At 65.0% G+C, this 18,658-nt stretch carries 16 protein-coding genes and 1 pseudogene; 9 read left to right on the forward strand and 8 right to left on the reverse strand.

Annotated features, from left to right (window positions below; genetic code table 11):
• Nucleotides 1-57 precede the first annotated feature (57 nt).
• Entirely contained in the window at nucleotides 58-1,509 is a 1,452-nt protein-coding gene (gene obgE, locus E4P29_RS04125; protein WP_135042201.1) for a GTPase ObgE, read from the forward strand.
• Nucleotides 1,510-1,520: 11 nt separating this feature from the next.
• On the forward strand, nucleotides 1,521-2,651 hold the full coding sequence (gene proB / locus E4P29_RS04130) for a glutamate 5-kinase (protein WP_135042204.1): 1,131 nt from the start codon (nucleotides 1,521-1,523) through the stop codon (nucleotides 2,649-2,651).
• Here the strand turns inward: proB and E4P29_RS04135 are convergent.
• From E4P29_RS04135 to E4P29_RS04150, 5 genes and pseudogenes are all read right to left on the reverse strand, one after another.
• Nucleotides 2,624-3,442, reverse strand: coding sequence for a Sir2 family NAD-dependent protein deacetylase (locus E4P29_RS04135; RefSeq protein ID WP_135042709.1), 819 nt, complete (start codon nucleotides 3,440-3,442; stop codon nucleotides 2,624-2,626). The two genes, proB and E4P29_RS04135, sit on opposite strands and share 28 nt — an antisense overlap.
• A gap of 154 nt (nucleotides 3,443-3,596) precedes the next feature.
• A complete protein-coding gene (locus tag E4P29_RS04140; RefSeq protein WP_032379201.1) occupies nucleotides 3,597-3,995 on the reverse strand; it encodes an ectoine synthase in 399 nt (132 codons plus the stop codon).
• 40 nt (nucleotides 3,996-4,035) lie between these two features.
• A complete protein-coding gene (gene ectB / locus E4P29_RS04145) occupies nucleotides 4,036-5,313 on the reverse strand; it encodes a diaminobutyrate--2-oxoglutarate transaminase (protein ID WP_052058464.1) in 1,278 nt (425 codons plus the stop codon).
• A 48-nt stretch (nucleotides 5,314-5,361) separates the two neighbouring features.
• Nucleotides 5,362-5,934, reverse strand: a pseudogene (gene ectA, locus E4P29_RS26270) (diaminobutyrate acetyltransferase); the annotation flags it as partial.
• Between the two features lie 104 nt (nucleotides 5,935-6,038).
• Nucleotides 6,039-8,156: a RecQ family ATP-dependent DNA helicase gene (locus E4P29_RS04150; RefSeq protein ID WP_135042206.1), complete on the reverse strand. Its 2,118-nt coding sequence runs from the start codon at nucleotides 8,154-8,156 to the stop codon at nucleotides 6,039-6,041.
• Between the two features lie 45 nt (nucleotides 8,157-8,201).
• Between E4P29_RS04150 and E4P29_RS04155 the strand changes: the two genes are divergently transcribed.
• Both E4P29_RS04155 and crcB read left to right on the forward strand, forming a co-directional pair.
• Nucleotides 8,202-8,615, forward strand: a complete 414-nt coding sequence (locus tag E4P29_RS04155) for a CrcB family protein (protein WP_135042208.1) — start codon at nucleotides 8,202-8,204, stop codon at nucleotides 8,613-8,615.
• The gene (gene crcB, locus E4P29_RS04160) at nucleotides 8,612-8,986 is read left to right on the forward strand and encodes a fluoride efflux transporter CrcB (protein ID WP_135042210.1); all 375 of its coding nucleotides are present in this window, start codon (nucleotides 8,612-8,614) and stop codon (nucleotides 8,984-8,986) included. Before E4P29_RS04155 ends, crcB begins: the two co-directional genes overlap by 4 nt.
• A 19-nt stretch (nucleotides 8,987-9,005) precedes the next feature.
• On the opposite strand, the gene E4P29_RS04165 is transcribed toward crcB, so the two are convergent.
• The 3 genes from E4P29_RS04165 to E4P29_RS04175 are packed head-to-tail and all read right to left on the reverse strand — an operon-like array spanning nucleotide 9,006 to nucleotide 10,774.
• Entirely contained in the window at nucleotides 9,006-9,410 is a 405-nt protein-coding gene (locus E4P29_RS04165; protein ID WP_135042213.1) for a VOC family protein, read from the reverse strand.
• A 9-nt stretch (nucleotides 9,411-9,419) separates the two neighbouring features.
• Nucleotides 9,420-9,890 (reverse strand): helix-turn-helix transcriptional regulator, encoded by a 471-nt coding sequence (locus tag E4P29_RS04170; RefSeq protein WP_135042215.1) that lies wholly within the window; start codon nucleotides 9,888-9,890, stop codon nucleotides 9,420-9,422.
• On the reverse strand, nucleotides 9,887-10,774 hold the full coding sequence (locus E4P29_RS04175; RefSeq protein ID WP_135042217.1) for a ribokinase: 888 nt from the start codon (nucleotides 10,772-10,774) through the stop codon (nucleotides 9,887-9,889). The genes E4P29_RS04170 and E4P29_RS04175 overlap by 4 nt, the downstream gene beginning before the upstream one ends.
• Before the next feature lie 105 nt (nucleotides 10,775-10,879).
• Between E4P29_RS04175 and E4P29_RS04180 the strand changes: the two genes are divergently transcribed.
• The 5 genes from E4P29_RS04180 (at nucleotide 10,880) to E4P29_RS04200 (ending at nucleotide 18,655) form a co-directional block, all read left to right on the forward strand.
• Nucleotides 10,880-12,145 carry an aminotransferase class III-fold pyridoxal phosphate-dependent enzyme gene (locus tag E4P29_RS04180; RefSeq protein WP_135042219.1) on the forward strand — a complete coding sequence of 422 codons (1,266 nt, stop codon included), beginning with the start codon at nucleotides 10,880-10,882 and terminating at the stop codon, nucleotides 12,143-12,145.
• A gap of 23 nt (nucleotides 12,146-12,168) precedes the next feature.
• Nucleotides 12,169-15,054 (forward strand): FAD-binding and (Fe-S)-binding domain-containing protein, encoded by a 2,886-nt coding sequence (locus tag E4P29_RS04185; protein WP_245154178.1) that lies wholly within the window; start codon nucleotides 12,169-12,171, stop codon nucleotides 15,052-15,054.
• Nucleotides 15,051-16,526, forward strand: a complete 1,476-nt coding sequence (locus E4P29_RS04190; RefSeq protein ID WP_135042223.1) for an NAD-dependent succinate-semialdehyde dehydrogenase — start codon at nucleotides 15,051-15,053, stop codon at nucleotides 16,524-16,526. The genes E4P29_RS04185 and E4P29_RS04190 overlap by 4 nt, the downstream gene beginning before the upstream one ends.
• 14 nt (nucleotides 16,527-16,540) lie before the next feature.
• Entirely contained in the window at nucleotides 16,541-17,254 is a 714-nt protein-coding gene (locus tag E4P29_RS04195) for a GntR family transcriptional regulator (protein WP_245154155.1), read from the forward strand.
• A 222-nt stretch (nucleotides 17,255-17,476) separates the two neighbouring features.
• Nucleotides 17,477-18,655, forward strand: coding sequence for a Xaa-Pro peptidase family protein (locus E4P29_RS04200; RefSeq protein ID WP_280634523.1), 1,179 nt, complete (start codon nucleotides 17,477-17,479; stop codon nucleotides 18,653-18,655).
• The last annotated feature ends 3 nt before the right edge of the window (nucleotides 18,656-18,658 follow it).

Here is an 18,658-nt window from a genome sequence, read left to right on the forward strand (position 1 = left end):
CCGCCCCTATCGCTTTTTTTCACCCCGTTTTTCTTCCAGAAAGGATCGAAGACAGCTATGTCACGATTCATCGACCGCGTGGTGCTGCACGTCAGCGCCGGCAAAGGTGGCAACGGCTGCTCTTCGGTTCACCGCGAGAAGTTCAAGCCTCTCGGCGGCCCGGACGGCGGCAACGGCGGCCAGGGCGGCGGAGTCATCTTCGTCGTCGACAGCAACGTCCACACGTTGCTCGACTTCCACTTCTCCAGTCATGCGAAGGCCGGCAACGGAACTCAGGGCATGGGAGGAAACCGCGAGGGTGCCAACGGTGAGGACCTGATTCTCAAGGTCCCCGACGGCACCGTCGTGCTCGACAAGAAGGGCAACGTCCTCGCCGACATGATCGGCGAGGGAACACGTTTCGACGCCGCTCCAGGCGGGCGCGGAGGGCTCGGCAACGCTGCTCTCGCATCCAAGGCTCGCCGAGCACCCGGCTTCGCTCTGCTCGGCGAAGAGGGCATCGAACGCGAACTCGTCCTCGAACTCAAGTCCGTCGCCGATGTCGGCCTCGTCGGATTCCCGTCGGCCGGTAAGTCCTCGCTGGTCTCGGTGCTGTCCGCAGCGAAGCCGAAGATCGCCGACTACCCGTTCACCACACTGGTGCCCAACCTCGGTGTCGTCTCCAGTGGAGACACCACCTTCACCGTCGCCGACGTCCCCGGGCTGATCCCCGGCGCGAGTCAAGGCCGCGGTCTCGGACTGGACTTTCTCCGTCACCTCGAGCGATGCGCTGTGCTCGCACACGTAGTCGATTGCGCGACACTGGATCCGGGCCGCGACCCGATCTCCGACGTCGACGCTCTGGAAGCGGAGTTGGCGGCCTACAAGCCGGCTCTGTCCGGTGATGCCAGCCTCGGTGATCTCGCCGACCGGCCCCGCATCGTCGTACTGAACAAGGCAGACATTCCCGAGGGTGCCGAGCTCGCCGAGATGGTCACCGCGGATTTCGAGTCTCGCGGCTGGCCGGTGTTCACCATCTCCGCAGTGACGCGCGCCGGCCTCAAGCCCCTGACGTTCGCGTTGGCGAAGCTCGTCGAGGATTACCGCACAGCTCATCCGGCACCGGAGCCGCGGCGTCAGGTGCTGCGTCCTGTCGCACGAAACGACGACAGCTTCAAGGTCGTCAAGGATCCGGACATCCCGGACGGCTTCATCGTGCGCGGTACCCGTCCGGAACGGTGGGTGCGCCAGACGCAGTTCACCAACGACGAAGCCGTCGGCTACCTCGCAGACCGTCTCGCGCGGCTCGGCGTCGAGGACGCGCTGATCAAGGCGGGCGCTCAGCCGGGCGCGTCGGTCACCATCGGTGAGGTGTCCTTCGATTGGGAACCGCAGACCCCGGCCGGTGTCGAGATCACGATGACCGGCCGCGGCACCGATGCTCGACTCGACCAGGTCGAGCGCATCGGTGCCTCCGAGCGCAAGCACGCCCGTCAGGTTCGCCGCGGGCTCGATACCGAACAGGAGTAGACGAGGTGTCGGTGCGTGAATCCGATTCGCCCGCAGAGGCTCTCACCGATACCCGTCGTACGATCGCCGACGCCAAGCGCATCGTGGTCAAGATCGGATCCTCGGCCCTCACCAGCCTCGATGCCGGCCTCGACCTGGCTCGACTGGACCTCTTGGCCGACGCCATCGAGTCGCGGATGCGTAGCGGCACCGACGTGGTCGTCGTCTCGTCGGGCGCGATCGGTGCCGGCATGGCACCGCTCGGCCTCACCAGACGCCCACGTGACCTCGCAACGAAGCAGGCTGCGGCCAGCGTAGGGCAGCTTGCTCTGGTCAACGCCTGGAGTTCGTCGTTCCACCGGTACGGCCGCACGGTCGGGCAGGTGTTGCTGACCGCCGAGGACATCGCGCGGCGAACCAATCACCGTAACGCCCAGCGCACCCTGGATCGGCTACGGTCGCTCGGCGCAGTAGCGATCGTCAACGAGAACGACACCGTGGCCACCGCCGAGATTCGGTTCGGTGACAACGATCGATTGGCGGCACTCGTGGCACACCTCGTCGGTGCCGACGCGCTGTTCCTGCTCTCGGATGTGGACGGGCTCTACGACGGTGATCCGCGTAAGGGTTCGGCCACGTTGATTCCCGAGGTGACCAGCCCGGAGGATCTGGACGGCGTCGTGGCCGGTTCCGGGGGAGCGCTCGGTACCGGCGGTATGGCCTCCAAACTCTCTGCTGCTCGCCTGGCGGCCGACGCCGGTGTTCCGGTGCTGCTGGCCGCGGCATCCGACGCTGCTCACGCTCTGACGACGTCAGCAGTGGGCACCGCCTTCGCGGCGCGCCCGACGCGGTTGTCGGCGCGAAAGTTCTGGGTGCGGCATGCGGCCGACGCGGCAGGTGAGCTACACCTCGATGCCGGCGCCGTGCGAGCGGTCGTCGAGCGGCGTAGGTCACTGTTGTCTGCGGGGATCACGGCCGTGTCCGGTGCTTTTCACGGCGGAGACGTCGTCTCGCTCGTCGACACCGACGGTGTACTCGTGGCCCGCGGAGTCGTGGCCTACGACTCCGGGGAGTTGTCCGGAATGCTCGGGCGGTCCACGGGGGAGTTGGCCGCGGAGCTACAGCGTCCGGTGGTTCACGCGGACGATCTCGTCCGCGCCTGATCGGAAGCGTCGGCCAGCGCTGTCGCTGTTTCCGAGCAGCCGGTATGCAGTGTGAGAGAGGCGAATTCGTCGCCTCGGGTGGAACCCCGATTGACGATGACAACGGGCGTGCCGGTCTTGAACGCGTGTCTGACGAATCGCAGGCCCGACATCACGGTCAGCGAGGACCCGAGCACCAGCAGTGCGTCACTGCGGTCGACGACGTCGAAGGCCTCGGCCACGCGCGGTTTGGGAACACTCTCGCCGAAATAGACTATGTCGGGTTTGAGTATGCCGGAACAGGATTCGCAATCGACCATCCGAAAATGCGCGGTGGACGAGATGACCGCGTCGGCATCGGGTGCGATCTCGACGCCCTCGGCCGGAGCAACGGATTCGACGAAGCCCGGGTTGGCTCGGTCCAGGCGTCGTGCCAGCTCGAACCTCGACACCAAGCGCTCGCAGTTCAGGCAGCGTACGCGGGCGTAGACACCGTGGAGATCGATGACGTTGCGGCTGCCGGCTTTGGTGTGGAGCATATCGACGTTCTGGGTGATGATGCCGGTGACGACTCCTGCGCGTTCGAGACGGGTCAGGGCTCGGTGGCCGTCGTTGGGCACTGCCGCGTCCATGTGTCGCCAACCCACGTGATTACGCGCCCAGTAATGCCTTCTGAACTCGGCATCACCGATGAACTGCTGGAAGGTCATCGGATTGCGCGGCGGTGACTTCGGACCCCGATAATCGGGAATTCCGGAGTCGGTCGACATGCCGGCACCGGTGAGCACGGCAACGGTTCTTCCGTCCAGCATCGAGAACAATTGCCGATACGTTTCCGCGGACGCGGTCGGAGCATTCACCTCGTCCAGGATAGCGAAGAGTCGTGCCATGCATCGATCGAGGACGACGACACCGGGCCCGCACCGACAATGCGTCGATGCGGGCCCGGTGTTGTCGAGAGATGCGTTACGCGGGTACCTCGACGAGGGGGTACACGCCGTTCTCGTCGTGAGTTTCGTTGCCGACGACGGGAGGATTGAACACACACAGCATGCGCATCTGGGTACGCGGCTCGACCGTGTGGCGCTCGTGTCCGTTGAGCAGGTACATCGATCCCGCACCCAGCTCGTAGGTCTCTCCGGTCTCGCGGTCGGTGAGCGTTCCCTCGCCTTCGATCAGCCAGACGGCCTCGACGTGGTTGGCGTAGTGGAAGTTGTTCACCGTGCCGGCTTGGATCGTGGTCTCGTGGAACGAGAATCCGACCTTGTCGCCGCCGAGAATGATTCTCTTGCTGCGCCAGTTGCCGTCTTCACTCGAGATGTCGCGGTCGGTGCCGGTGATCTCCTGTGTGGTGCGAACGATCATACGATGTCCTCCTTCGATGTCGGTGTGTGCGAACGGGTCTCTAGGAGAGGACCTTTGCCACTGCACTTTCGATGATGTCCAGGCCGCGGTCGAGCTCGTCGATCGTCGTGGTCAACGGGGGAAGAAGCTTGACGACCTCGTCCTTGGGGCCTGCGGTCTCGACGAGCAGACGCTCGTCGTAGCAGAGCTGAGACACCTTGCCGGCCAACTCGGCGTCGTCGAACACCAGGGCCTGGACCATGCCGCGGCCGCGGGTCGAGATGCCGTCGAACTTGGCGCACAGCTTGATGAACCGATCCTGGATGTGCTCGCCCTTGGCGAGGGTTTCCTTCTCGAACTTGTCGTCGGACCAGTAGTGGTCGATGGCTGCCTTCGCCGTGACGAACGACGGGTTGAAGCCGCGGAAGGTGCCGTTGTGCTCACCCGGTGCCCAGACGTCGAGTTCGGGCTTGAACAGCGTCAGCGCCAGCGGCATGCCGTAGCCGCCGATGGACTTCGACAGGGTGACGATGTCCGGGGTGATGCCGGCTTCCTCGAACGAGAAGAACTGGCCGGTGCGGCCGCAGCCCATCTGCACGTCGTCGACGATCAGCAGAATTTCGCGTCGCGAGCACAATTCGGCCAACGCGCGCAACCACTCCGGACGTGCGACGTTGATGCCGCCCTCGCCCTGAATGGTCTCTACGATCACCGCGGCCGGACGGTTGAATCCACTGCCCGAGTCGTCGAGAACGCGCTCGAACCACTGGAAGTCCTCGGTGACGCCGCCGAAGTAGTTGTCGTACGGCATCGGAGTGGTGTGCACCAAGGGAATTCCGGCGCCAGCTCGCTTCATCGAGTTGCCGGTGACCGACAACGCGCCGAGTGTCATGCCGTGGAATGCGTTGGTGAAGTTGATGATCGCCTCGCGCCCGGTGACCTTGCGAGCGAGCTTGAGCGCTGCCTCGACGGTGTTCGTGCCCGTCGGGCCGGGGAACTGAACCTTGTAGTCCAAGCCGCGGGGGTCGAGGATGTTCTTCTTGAACGACTCCAGGAACTCACGCTTGGCGACGGTGGACATGTCGAGTCCGTGGGTGATGCCATCGCTGGTGATGTAGTCCACCAACGCGCTCTTGATCATGTCGTTGTTGTGGCCGTAGTTGAGTGCGCCTGCGCCACCGAAGAAATCGAGGTAGTCGTTGCCGTTCTCGTCGGTGATGACCGAGTTCTTCGCGGTGGTGAACACGGCGGGCCACTGGCGACTGTAGCTACGCACGCCGGACTCGACGGTCTCGAATACATCGGGCTTCTCTGTTGTCACTGTGTTCTTTTCGGTCATGTTCTGCTTGTTCCTTTCGTAAATCCGCGATGCGTCCGGGCCTACGGTGTAGAGCTCTTCTGCTTCGTGGCTATCAGGGAAATCGTTGGGCGCGAACAAATCCGACTTGACGATGTCGGTACCTCGCTTGCGTGCGAGGCTGGTGAAGGTTGCGATGGACGCTTCGTTGTCCGGGCTGATCGTGGTTTCGAGGTGCGTGATGCCCTGTGGCTCGAGGCGGTCGAGCAGCTCCATGAGCATGCGACCGGCAAGTCCCTTGCCGCGCTGGTCCGCATCCACGGCGACCTGCCACACGAACAGCGTTCGAGGGGCGTCCTGGCGGATGTATCCGGTGACGAAACCGACTGCGCGGCCGTCGATATCGGATACGACGGTGGTGGCCGCAAAATCTCGGCACCACAACACGTACGAGTAGCTGGAGTTCAGATCCAGAACTCGTGAATCTCTTGCGATCTCCCAGAGCCGGACTCCGTCGGAGATCTGTGGCTTACGAAACTTCACTGCGTCCGGCGCAGTGAGCGGGGTACCTCTCAGCAATGCAGGCTTCATAGGAAATACGACCGTAACAAGGTGGCGGGAGCATATCGAGTGCGTCGGAGAATCGACGCCCGAATCGGACATGCTTTGCCTGGTTAACCGCCGATTGTGATGGTGCTCACATAAATCAGGATCGGCTGTCGGTACCCACCTGGCGCGTTTTCAAACCCGCACGTTGTGCCGGAGCCCTACTTGGGCGTTGCCAATGCGAAGGGAAGGATCGCGTCCGCTCCCGCAGCCTGCAGCGCGGCGGTGGCACACGTGAACGTCCAACCGGTGTCGGTGAGCAGATCGACGAGCAGAATCGGCCCGTCCACGGACGATACGTCCGGAACCTCCCACGAGTCCACCAGGCCGGCAACGCGGAAGGCCGAATTCGCGGCCGATACCGGGGGATGTCCTGGTCTGACCTGCATTACTCCCAGGTTTTCCAGCTTCCCGACGGTTGCCAGGCGCTCGGCTACCGAGCGCACCAGCAGCGGGTGGGTGGGGGAGTCGAGGGCCAGCACGGCGGTCGGCCGGTCGGCCCAGTCCCAGTTGGCCAGTACCGAGATGCAGGCCTTCTCCAGCGCCTCGGTGACGGGAGCGTCGGGTGCATCCAGTAGAGAGCGCAGACGTCCACCCCACCCGAGGTCGGTGAGGCGGCCGAGAACGCGACCCGGTCGGTGCGGGTTGCTGACCTTGCCCGAGAGCGATACTCCGAGCTTCTTCATCCCACTCGGCCACTGCTTTCGGGGCTGAAGATCGAGTCCGGGGCGATCGAGCCGGGCCCTCGCAGAGTCGACCGACGCGGCGTCGACCGCGGACGAGAGATGCTCGCCCGTGCAGTTGTCGCATCGGCCGCAACGGTCGGACTCGGTGCCGGGTGCGCCCAGATCGGGGTCGTCGAGTTGCCGACGCAGAAACTCCATCCGGCATCCGTCGGTGCTCTGGTAGTCGAGCATCGCCTGCTGCTCACGGTCCCTGGCTTGCTCGAGGCGTTCGTAGCGGCTCGCGTCGTACGTCCACGACTCGCCGGTGGCCATCCACCCGCCACGGACGCGTCTGACGGCACCGTCGACGTCCAGGACCTTGAGCACCATCTCGAGCCTGCTGCGATTGAGTTCGACCAGTGGCTCGAGAGCTTGGGTCGACTGAGCCTTGTCGGTATCGAGTGCATCGATGACCTGTCGCACGAGATGTTCCCGCGGGAATGCGACGGAGGCGAAATAGCTCCAGATCTGCCGGTCCTCGTGGCCGGGGAGGAGCACGACGTCGGCGCGTTCGGTGGCGCGGCCGGCGCGACCGACCTGCTGGTAGTAGGAGATCGGCGAGGACGGTGCCCCCATGTGCACGACGAAGCCGAGGTCGGGTTTGTCGAACCCCATGCCGAGTGCGGAGGTCGCGACGAGCGCCTTGACCCGGTTTGCGAGTAGGTCGGCTTCGAGTGACTCGCGTTCGGTGGGGTCGGTCTGACCGGTGTACGACGCCACGACGTGGCCCTGGTCGGTGAGCAGCGCGGCTAGATCCTTGGCGGCCGACACCGTCAGCGTGTAAATGATTCCCGAGCCCGGCAGGGTCTTCAGGTGATCGCCGAGCCACGCTGCGCGCTCGGTGGCGTTCTCGATCCGCACCACCGACATCCGTAGTGAGTCCCGCGCGAGTCCGCCGCGCAGGACCAGGGTGTCTCCGCCGCCGACACCGAGTTGGGCGGCGACGTCGTCGACCACCCGGTCGTTCGCTGTCGCCGTGGTGGCCAACACGGGTATGCCGTCGCGCAGTTCGGCGATGAGGGTTCGGATCCGACGGTAGTCGGGCCGGAAATCATGTCCCCAATCGGAGACGCAGTGGGCCTCGTCGACCACCACCAGGCCGGCGTCACCGGCCAACGACGGCAGCACCTGGTCGCGGAAGTCGGGATTGTTCAGGCGCTCGGGGCTGACCAACAGCACGTCGAGCTCACCCGAATTCACCTGTTGATGGATCTCGTCCCACTCGGTCATGTTGCCCGAGTTGATGGTCGCCGCCCGTACCCCGGCGCGCTGCGCAGAGGCGACCTGGTTTCGCATCAACGCCAGCAGTGGCGACACGATGACCGTCGGGCCCAGACCCTGAGCGCGCAGTAGTTTCGCGGCGATGAAGTAGACAGCCGACTTGCCCCAACCGGTCCGCTGCACCACCAACGCCCGCCGACGGTGCACGACCAGCGCCTCTATTGCCGTCCACTGGTCCTCGCGCAACGCCGCATCGGGGCCGGCGAGCTCACGCAGCAGCCTTTCGGCGTCTTCGCGCAAGTTGCCTACGGTCGCGTGCGTCGCTGTCGTCATACTGTTCATCGTGCAGCATCGGTACGACAGAGAGCAGAGCCGGCGGTGAGCGACCCGGCATCGCACCGCAACCTCGCGGCCTTGGCAACGGTATTCGCCGGCGGCGCGGCAGGCACTGCTGCTCGCTACGCGATCGAGGAACGTCTCCCGCACACGACGTCGCAGTGGCCTCTCGCCACGTTCGGAATCAACATCGTCGGTGCTTTCGTGCTGGGGCTACTGCTCGAGTCGCTGCTGCGCAGTGGTCCCGATACGGGGGGACGGCGTCGGCTCCGGCTGCTCGGCGGTTCGGGGTTCTGCGGCGCGTTCACCACGTACAGCACCTTCGCCCTCGAAACGGTCGAGGGTGTCCGGGGCGGGTTCAGCGGACTGGCGTCGGCATACGCCGTCGTCAGTGTGGTGCTGGGAGTTGTGGCGGCCGGAGCTGGGATTGTGTTCGCCGGCAGGGTGATCCGATGATCGCGGCCCTGGTGATCCTGGCCGGCGCGCTCGGGTCGGTCGCGCGATTCTTCGTCGATGCGGAGGTGAAGTCACGGCTGAGCTCGCGCACGAGCTTCCCGTGGGCAACCGTCGGCATCAACGTCTCGGGCTCGTTCCTGCTCGGGCTGCTCGCCGGCTGGGTGATGCTGCGCGCCGGCTCCACCGATGTGCAGGCGGTTCTCGGAACCGGGTTCTGTGGGGGATACACCACCTTCAGCACGTCGAGCGTGGACACCGTGCGGTTACTGCAGCAGGGCCGTCGGGCCGACGCCGCCCTCAACGCGATCGGCACGCTGGTGGCGTCCGTACTCGCGTGCGGGGGCGGGCTTGCGCTCGCCTCGGTTCTGTAGTCGAGGCGAGCGCCGCGCTTCAGGCCTGACTGACGCGCACCATGTTTCCCGCCGGATCACGGAACGCGGCATCGCGGGCACCCCAGGGCTGACTCGTCGGCTCCTGCAGTATCTCGCCCGTACCCGCCGCGCGGATCCGCTCGAACGCGGCATCGAGGTCGTCGGCGCGGAACAGCAGTCCCGGCAACTCGCCCTTGGCGAGCAGCGCAGCGAGCTGATCGCCCAGTTCCTGTGAACGGCCCGCGTGCGGCTGCGACAACACGACCTCGATCTCCGGTTGTTCGCTGGTGGACAGCGTGATCCACCGGTAGCCGTCGTTGGCCACCTCGCTCTTGACCTCGAGTCCGAGCGCGTCCCGGTAGAACGCAACCGAGGCATCGGGGTCGTCGGTGTAGACGTGAACGTGGCTCAGTGAAAGTGTCATGGATGAAGGCTAGGACGCCCCGGCCGCAGATGCTTCTTCGATTCTGCTCGGCTCGGCGACCGTCGCCGTCGGGGATGTCGACCCTCGCATCGGGCGTCCGAGAACCATCGCCGTGCAGCTGGGTACGGCGTGGCTGCCACGATGATCGCGGGCACGGTAGGCGCTCGGTGTCTCGCCCACTATCTCGGTGAATCTCGAGCTGAACGACCCGAGGCTGGTACAGCCGACTGCGAAGCATGCCTCGGTGACCGTGACGTCTCCGCGTCGCAGCAGCGCTTTGGCGCGCTCGATCCGTCGTGTCATCAGATGTGCGTACGGCGTCTCGCCGTAGGCCTCCCGAAAACGGCGACTGAAGTGTGCAGTGGACATCAGCGCGGTTCTGGCGAGTGAAGGGACGTCGAGCGGTTGCGCGAAATCGCGATCCATCCGATCGCGCGCGCGGCGCAGCAGGCGGAGCTCAGCCGGGTCGTACGCAGTCATCGCGCATCCGTACTGCGGAGGGAGTCGATTTGGGCCCTCGTTCCCGAGGACGAGCTTGCGCCCGCCCCCGTCGCAGCGAAAGCACCTGCGGCAACGGCCCATTCGATTGCAGTGCGGGGTCCGCTCGACCAGGACGCCGCCAGTGCTCCAGCGAATGCGTCGCCCGCTCCGGTGGTGTCGACCGCCTCGACCTTCGGTGCGGGTACTTCGAACGATTCCGAGCCGCGGTATCTCGCGCCTCGTGCGCCCAGCGTGGTGACCACATGTTCTATGTCGTTCGCCCGACTCCCGATGCGCGCTTCCTCGGCCTCGTTGACCACCAGGACGTCGGTGGCGGCAACGAGAGCGTCGGGCAGATCTTGGACGGGGGACGGGTTGAGCATCGTCACGACGTCGTGGGAGTGCGCGTACTCGAACGCAGCGAGCACGGTCTCGAGGGGAATCTCCAACTGGCACAGCAGGATATCGGCACCGCCGATGACTGCCAGGTCGTCGTCGGTGAGGTCGTGCACACCGCCGTTGGCTCCGGCGACGACGACGATGCTGTTCTCGGCTCGGTCGTCGACGGTGATGGCGGCGATACCGGAGGCTCCTGCTGCGGTTCGCAGAGCGAGGTCGTCGACGCCTGCGCTGGTGAGCGTGTGTCGCAGTGTCGGCCCGAATTCGTCGTCCCCGACCGCCCCGACGAAGCTCACGTGAGCTCCCGACTTCGACGCCGCGATCGCCTGATTGGCACCCTTGCCGCCCGGAGCGGTGTCGAACGACGTCCCCAACACGGTTTCGCCCGGTTCCGGCAGGGCGGGGGTGCGAGTGATCAGGTCCATGTTGATGCTGCCCAGTACGACGATGCGCGGGCTGTTCGGGCGAGGGTTCGATGCGGACACGACCGAACCCTATCGCCCTGGGCTCGACCGAACGGCGTGATCCGGCTCCGAATCCGCAATTGCAGATTGTTGACAATCCGGAATCGGTGGGTGACGATGGCACCCATGACAGCGTCGACTCGCACCCACCTCAGCCCCGCACTCAAGCAGGCGACTCCGATCGTCGTCGACCACGGAAAGGGCAGCTGGATCATCGGGACCGACGGGCGCAAATACCTCGACTTCACCACCGGAATAGGCGTCACCAGCACCGGTCATTGCCATCCCCGCGTGGTGGAGGCAGCTCGCGAGCAGGTGGGCAAGATCATCCACGCCCAGTACACGACCGTCATGCATCAACCCCTGCTCGCGCTGACGGACAAGCTCGGAGAAGTGTTGCCTGCCGGGTTGGACAGTGTGTTCTACGCGAACTCGGGATCCGAGGCGGTCGAGGCGTCGATCCGATTGGCGCGCATGGCAACCGGTCGACCGAACATCGTTGCATTCCACGGCGGCTTTCACGGGCGAACGGTGGCGGCTGCATCGCTCACCACTGCGGGCACCAAATTTCGATCCGGATTCTCGCCGATCATGGGTGGGGTGCACATCGCTCCGTTTCCGTATGCATTTCGGTACGGATGGGACATGGACACCGCAGTCGCCTTCGCGCTGAAGGAACTCGACTACCTGCTGATGACGATGTCCAGCCCCGCCGACACGGCCGCGTTCATCATCGAGCCGGTCCTGGGCGACGGCGGGTACCTCCCCACGCCTCCCGCATTCCTCGAGGGCTTGCGTGAACGCGCCGACACGCACGACATCGTTTTGATCGTCGACGAGGTGCAAGCCGGAGTCGGACGCACCGGAACGTTCTGGGGCCACCAGCATTCGTCGATCACTCCCGACATCCTCATCACCGCAAAGGGGCTCGCCAGCGGTTTCCCGATTTCGGCGATCGCCGCCTCGGCAGAGTTGATGGGCAAGGCATGGCCGGGGTCACAAGGTGGAACCTACGGCGGTAACGCCGTCGCTGCTGCGGCGGGAGTCGCAACCCTCGACGTCGTGCGCGAGGAAGGTCTGGTCGACAACGCGGCAGCGCAGGGCCGAGCTCTCCTCGACGGTCTTCTGGCGCTGAAGGAACAGCACCCGGCCATCGGTGACGCCCGGGGGCTCGGATTGATGCAGGCGCTCGAATTCGTCGACAGCTCGGGCAATCCCGACGCCGCCGCTGCTCTGCGGGTGCAACAGGGTGCCATCGACGAAGGGCTGCTGTTGCTCACCTGCGGTGCGCTCGGCAACGTGGTTCGTATCATCCCCGCCCTGATCGTGAGCGACGACGAGATGACGTTCGGACTCGACGCGTTGTCGCGGACATTGAAGAACGTGCTGTGACAGCAGCCCCTGTTCGTTCCGAGGTGCCCGCACTCGTACAGCGAGTGCGAAGACTGGGCATCGACGTCGACGATTCGTCTCGACGGTTGGCCGAATACTCCTACGACGCGTCGAACTACCGAATCCCACCGGCCGCTGTCGTCTTTCCGCGCAGCGCCGACGAAGTGGCTACGGTCGTGTCGCTGTGTGCCGCCGCCGGAGTTGTCGTCATCGGGCGTGGCGGCGGTACCTCCATGGCGGGCAACGCAATCGGCCGCGGAGTCGTCCTCGACTTCTCGCGACACATGAACCGGGTGCTCTCGGTCGACACCGAGTCCAGAACTGCTGTCGTCGAGCCCGGAATCGTCATCTCGGAGTTGCAACGTCAGTTGGTGACGCGGACCGACGGTGCGTTCACCTTCGCGCCCGACCCGTCCAGCAAGACCCGCGCGACGGTGGGCGGGGCCGTCGGCAACGACGCGTGCGGTAACCACTCCGTGCGGTACGGACGCACCGCCGACCACACGGTGGCCATGGACGTGGTGACCGCCGATGGATGCCTGCTCCGAGTCACGCGCACCGGTGTGCAGGCGCTGCGAACCCAGGACTCGGCGGCTGTCGCTGCAGCCGAACGTATCTCGAACGAGCTGCGCTCGCTGGTGTCCGACAACCTGGCCCTCCTGCGGGTCGAGTTGAGTCGCATCCCGCGTCAGGTATCGGGATTCCACCTCTCGCATCTGTTGCCGGAGAACGGTTTCGACGTTGCCCGGGCACTCGTCGGAAGCGAAGGTGCCTGCGCGGTGATCGTGTCGGTGACCGTCGCCGTCGTGCCCGTACCCCCAGCCGCACTGCTGCTGTGTCTCGGATACGACGACGTGGTGGCCGCCGCGGCGGACGTGACGACCATTCTCGAATTCTCACCAGCGGCCGTCGAAGGAATCGACGACAACATCGCCGGCACGATGGAGTATCGCCGCGGACCGGACTCGGTGCGAGGTCTCCCTGCAGGCAATGCCTGGTTGTACGTCGACCTCGACGGGGCCGATGCGACAGAGGTGCAGGACAAGGCATCTCGGTTGCTCGAGGCGCTCGGTCGGCTCGGGCGCGTCAAGGAGGGTCGCATCGTGACCGATGCGGCCGATCGCGCAGCGTTGTGGCGGGTGCGCGAGGACGGTGCTGGGTTGGCGACGCGCCTGGCGAGCGGCGTCGAGTCCTGGGGCGGTTGGGAAGATGCCGCCGTGGCACCGGAAAACCTGTCGGCGTATCTCGCGGACCTGAATTCGCTTCTGGCCGAGCACGACTTGACCGGAGTGATGTACGGCCACTTCGGTGCCGGCTGCATGCACGTACGTATCACCTTCGACCAACGCACCGACGCCGGACGACGAGTGATGTACGACTTCCTGCGCGCTGCCGCACGCGTCGTCGTCAAGCACGGCGGCAGTCTTTCGGGCGAGCACGGTGACGGCCGCGCGCGCTCGGAGTTGTTGCCGGTCATGTATTCCCCTCGCATGCTCGACGCCTTCTCCCGGTTCAAGCGCATCTGGGACCCCGCGGGAATCCTGAACCCGGGATCGATCACCGACCCCGAACCCCTGATGGACAACCTGATGCTTCGAGGCATCCCGGCCCGGGAGTGGAAGACCAGCTTCGATCTGCACCAGATAGGGTCGCGACCCGATCTGGACCCGTTCGTCCATGCCACCCAATCCTGTGTGGGCGTGGGGAAATGTCGAACGACAACCGGTGGCGTCATGTGTCCGAGCTACCGTGCGACGGGTGACGAGAAGGATTCGACGCGAGGCCGGGCGCGGGTGCTGCAAGAGATGGTGCGCAGTTCTCCGACGGTGGCAGACGGATGGGCCTCGAAGGACGTTGCGGAGTCGCTCGATCTCTGCCTGTCGTGCAAGGCCTGCTCCTCGGACTGTCCGGTCGGCGTCGACATGGCCACGTACAAATCGGAGTTCCTCGACCATCACTACGCGAGGCGGCTGCGGCCCCTCTCGCACTACTCGCTCGGGTGGCTGCCTCGATGGCTCGCGGTGACGAAGCGAACGGCACCGCTGCTCAATCGTCTGCTGACACCCCGGGTGTCGGCAGTGGCGGCACGCATGGGTGGGCTGACCACCGAACGCGCGTTGCCTCGGTTTGCGTCGTCGAAGGAACTGGCCGATGCCGTCCGAGTCGGCGGTGGCCGCGACGCCGATGTGGTGCTCGTCGTCGACACGTTCACACAAGGATTTCGCCCCGAGGTCGCGGGTGCGGCGCAACGCGTTCTCGAAGACTCCGGACGCAGCACCGAATGCCGAACGGATGTGTGTTGCGGTTTGACGTGGATTTCGACGGGTCAGCTGAAGTCCGCTCGCAAGCAGCTGACGAAAGCCGTTGCGGCGCTGGACGACGGTACCGACAGACCGATCGTCGTGACCGAACCGAGCTGCGCGGCCGCGTTCCGTAAGGACATGCCCGAACTTGTTCCCACGGACGCGGCGAGGAGGGTCGCGGCGCGCGTACAGAGCTTCGCCGGAGCGGTGATCGATCAAGCAAGCGCGGGCTGGCAGCCCTCGGGCGACATGCCCGCTGCGGTCACGGTGCAGACCCACTGCCACGAATACGCCGTGTTCGGCGATGCAACGCAGCGCCGTGCCCTCGCGGCCGTGGGCGTCGAGTCGGTACGTGAGGCCACCGGATGTTGCGGAGTTGCAGGTAATTTCGGTTTCGAAAGTCGGCATTACGAGCTCAGCATGGATGTCGCAGAGCAGGCTCTCGCGCCCGCGTTACGGGCCACCGAACCCGACACTCCTGTTCTGACCGATGGATTCAGCTGTCACATGCAGGTGCGCCAGCTCACCGGTGATTCGGGCAACGATGCGTCCGTACACCTGGCACAGATACTCGATCCACGTTCGACGAAAGGACCGCGGCCATGACCGCCAGCTCGACCACCAGCCTTACGCGACCGCGCATCACCTCTCCCACAGACTGTTTCATCGGCGGTGAGTGGGCGCCGTCGGTATCGGACGCCCGATTCGATGTCGTGGACCCGGCCACGGGCGAGGTCATCGCCACGGTTGCGGACGGCGGCATCGCGGACGCCGAGAAAGCGCTTGCTGCAGCCGTCGACTCCGCGGCAGAGTGGGCGGCCACAGCACCGCGAGTGCGAAGCGAGATATTGCGGACGGCATACGAGATGATCATGGCTCGCTCGGAGGAGCTCGCCGCGATCATCACCGCCGAGATGGGCAAACCGCTCGCCGACGCGCGCGGCGAGGTGGCGTACGGAGCGGAGTTCTTCCGCTGGTTCTCGGAGGAAGCGGTACGCATCTCGGGTGATCACACCCTGACCGGAGACGGGAAGAACCGCATCGTGGTCACCCGCGCGCCGGTCGGGCCCTGCATTCTCGTCACGCCGTGGAACTTCCCGCTGGCCATGGGAACTCGCAAGATCGGGCCTGCCCTTGCGGCAGGCTGCACCGTCGTGTTCAAGCCCGCCGAGCAGACGCCGCTGACCGCACTTGCGCTGGTGCAGATTCTGCACGAGGCAGGGGTGCCTGCGGGCGTCGTCAACATCGTGCCGACCACCGATGCGTCGGGTGTCGTGGGGTCGTGGATGAGCAGCGGCGCTGCTCGCAAGATCAGCTTCACCGGATCCACTGCGGTGGGCAAGATTCTGCTCGAACAGGCAGCGGCGACGGTGATGCGGACGTCGATGGAGCTGGGCGGGAATGCACCCTTCGTGGTCATGGACGATGCAGACCTCGACCGCGCCGTCGACGGAGCCATGGTTGCCAAGATGCGCAACATGGGTGAGGCATGTACCGCAGCGAACCGGTTCTTCGTTCATCGCAGTGTTGTACAACAATTTTCGGATGCTTTGGCCGACCGAATGGGCTCGCTGAGGGTGGGCGCGGGTGATTCCCACGGGACCGAGGTGGGGCCGCTGATCGACGACGCAGGTCGGGGCAAGGTTCAGGCGCTGGTCGACGATGCTCTCGCCCGCGGTGCCCGCGCCCTCGTCGGAGGTGCGGCCCCGGACGGGCCGGGCTACTTCTACCCACCGACCGTCCTGACCGATGTCGATACCGAATCGGATCTGATGTCGCAGGAGATATTCGGCCCCGTGGCCGCCATCGTTCCCTTCGACACCGAGGACGAGGTCGTCGCGCTGGCCAACGACACCGAATGGGGACTGGTCGGATACGTGTTCACCCAGGACATCGATCGGGCATTGCGAATGGGGGAGCGCCTCGAGGTGGGCATGGTGGGGCTCAACACCGGGCTGGTGTCGAATCCGGCGGCCCCGTTCGGTGGCGTCAAACAATCGGGACTCGGCCGCGAGGGCGGGAAGGTCGGGATAGACGAGTTTCTGGAGTACAAATACTTCGCGATTCCCCGCAGCTGAGGAAGGTTCTGATCATGCCCGGTTCGAGACGCCTGACACCGATCGACGCACGCAACACGTCGATGGTGATCGCGGATCAGATTCGCGATCGCATCATCGACGGGTCCTACGCGCCCGGAGAACAGATCAACGAGGCCAATGTCGCGGCGGAGCTGGAGATCTCACGTGGCCCCGTGCGAGAGGCGTTGCAGCGTCTGAATCAGGAGGGATTGCTCGTCAGCTACCGCAACCGCGGTGTGTTCGTCGTCGAGCTCAGCAGCGACGACGTCGCCGAGATCTACCAGTCGCGCGCAGCGATCGAGGTCGGTGCGGCATGGACTCTGGTACATGGAGATCGTGCGCAGCTGACCAAGACTGCGGACGAACTCTCGGCCATCGTGATGCAGATGCAGCCGTTCATCGATCGGGCGGATTGGCGTGGTCTTGCCGAACGGGACCTTGCTTTTCACACCGCACTGGTAGCGGCCACGAGGAACAGTCGGATGTCGCGTATGTACGCCACGCTGGCGGCTGAGGCACGCATTTGCATGGCAAATCTCGAAACTGCTTACTACCGTCCCGAGGCCCTGGTCGAGGAACATCAGCTGATCGTCGATCTGCTGCTGGGATCGGATTGGGATGCGCTCGAGAAGGGCGTCCACGAACACATGGACACCGCCGTGCACGATCTGACGCGAGCCATGGTCGACGAACAGGCCGAGCAATCCGTACTCGCAACACCCGGGTAGAGCCTTCGGGCGCAACACAGCTTTAACACGGCAGCCCTTGCTCCCCGCCAGCACCAGCGGATAGCCTGATTGTCAACAATCTACTAAAAGAACTCCCCGAAGGGGGTGCCCGTGAACGCCTCATCCGACGATGCCTACGTCACCGCAATCGGACCCGCGCAGACTCCAGGACGGGCTGCTCCCGGCCTGGCTCGCTACCCGGACGTACCGAACAGCACGCCCATCACGTTCACCGACGAGGAATACGCCGAACGGCTCGCAGCCGTCCGGCGGCGCATGGCGTCGCAGAACCTGACCGCGCTGATCGTCACCGACCCCGCGAATCTCTACTATCTGCTGGGCTACAACGCACTCTCGTTCTACACCCCGCAGATGCTGTACGTGCCGCTGGACGGCGAGCTGTACTTCTTCGCTCGTGAGATGGACGCGAACGGTGCGTTCCGTACATCGTGGTTGCCGCAGGACCACACCTTCGGATACCCGGAGACGTTCGTTCAGCGCAGAGACACCCACCCGTTCGTCTGGGTAGCCGCCAAGCTACGAGAGCTGGGGTTGGTGAACAACTTCGAGCACGGTCAAGTGGGACTGGAGATGGACTCGTACTACTTCAGCCCCAAGGCCTTCGAAGCGCTCGTCAAATCGCTACCCGAGTACCGATTCACCGACTCGTACGAGTTGGTCAATTGGATCCGCGTGGTCAAGTCGCCGGCCGAGATCGCGTTGATGCGCGGCGCGGCGACGGTGTGCGAGTCCGCGATGTCTGCTGCGCACCAAGCAATTTCGGTGGGGGAACGGCAGTGCGATGCCGCTGCCGCCATCATGAACGCACAGGTACGCGGCACAGCCGACTACGGCGGCGATCACCCAGCCATCGTGCCCATGCTGCCGACCGGGGCAGGAGCGGACACTCCGCACCTGACGTGGTCGGACCAACGGTTCGTACGCGGCGAGACCACCGTCGTCGAACTGGCCGGCGTGTTCCGGCGGTACCACGTTCCGATGGCTCGGACGATCGTGCTCGGCAAGCCGAGTCCGCGTCTGAAATACCTGGCGGAATCCACCGGTGAAGCACTGAACGAGGTACTGGCGACAGTCCGCCCGGGGGTCACCGCAACCGAGCTGGCTCAGGTATGGAACACCAGCCTGGCCAAGCACGGCCTCCACAAACCGTCGCGCATCGGCTACTCGATCGGCGTCGCGTACGCCCCCGACTGGGGCGAGCGCACGGTGAGCCTACGCACCGACGACGAGACCGTCCTGGCCGAGAACATGACCTTTCACATCATCGGCGGAATGTGGATGGACGACTACGGATACGAGGTGTCCGAAGCAGTCCGAGTCACAGACACCGGCGTCGAAACCTTCACCGCATACCCCCGAGAACTACTGACGAAGGAGTGAGAC

Origin of the sequence: Rhodococcus sp. 1R11, from assembly GCF_004563845.1 — a bacterium.
Taxonomy (GTDB): Bacteria; Actinomycetota; Actinomycetes; order Mycobacteriales; family Mycobacteriaceae; genus Rhodococcoides.

Excerpts from the sequence above, each read along its gene's own strand:
- obgE (WP_135042201.1), top strand. The coding sequence starts at position 58 with ATGTCACGATTCATCGACCGCGTGGTGCTGCACGTCAGCGCCGGCAAA.
- E4P29_RS04135 (WP_135042709.1), bottom strand. The coding sequence starts at position 3,442 with ATGCTGGACGGAAGAACCGTTGCCGTGCTCACCGGTGCCGGCATGTCG.
- E4P29_RS04140 (WP_032379201.1), bottom strand. The coding sequence starts at position 3,995 with ATGATCGTTCGCACCACACAGGAGATCACCGGCACCGACCGCGACATC.
- ectB (WP_052058464.1), bottom strand. The coding sequence starts at position 5,313 with ATGACCGAAAAGAACACAGTGACAACAGAGAAGCCCGATGTATTCGAG.
- E4P29_RS04150 (WP_135042206.1), bottom strand. The coding sequence starts at position 8,156 with ATGACGACAGCGACGCACGCGACCGTAGGCAACTTGCGCGAAGACGCC.
- crcB (WP_135042210.1), top strand. The coding sequence starts at position 8,612 with ATGATCGCGGCCCTGGTGATCCTGGCCGGCGCGCTCGGGTCGGTCGCG.
- E4P29_RS04165 (WP_135042213.1), bottom strand. The coding sequence starts at position 9,410 with ATGACACTTTCACTGAGCCACGTTCACGTCTACACCGACGACCCCGAT.
- E4P29_RS04170 (WP_135042215.1), bottom strand. The coding sequence starts at position 9,890 with ATGACTGCGTACGACCCGGCTGAGCTCCGCCTGCTGCGCCGCGCGCGC.
- E4P29_RS04180 (WP_135042219.1), top strand. The coding sequence starts at position 10,880 with ATGACAGCGTCGACTCGCACCCACCTCAGCCCCGCACTCAAGCAGGCG.
- E4P29_RS04190 (WP_135042223.1), top strand. The coding sequence starts at position 15,051 with ATGACCGCCAGCTCGACCACCAGCCTTACGCGACCGCGCATCACCTCT.
- E4P29_RS04195 (WP_245154155.1), top strand. The coding sequence starts at position 16,541 with ATGCCCGGTTCGAGACGCCTGACACCGATCGACGCACGCAACACGTCG.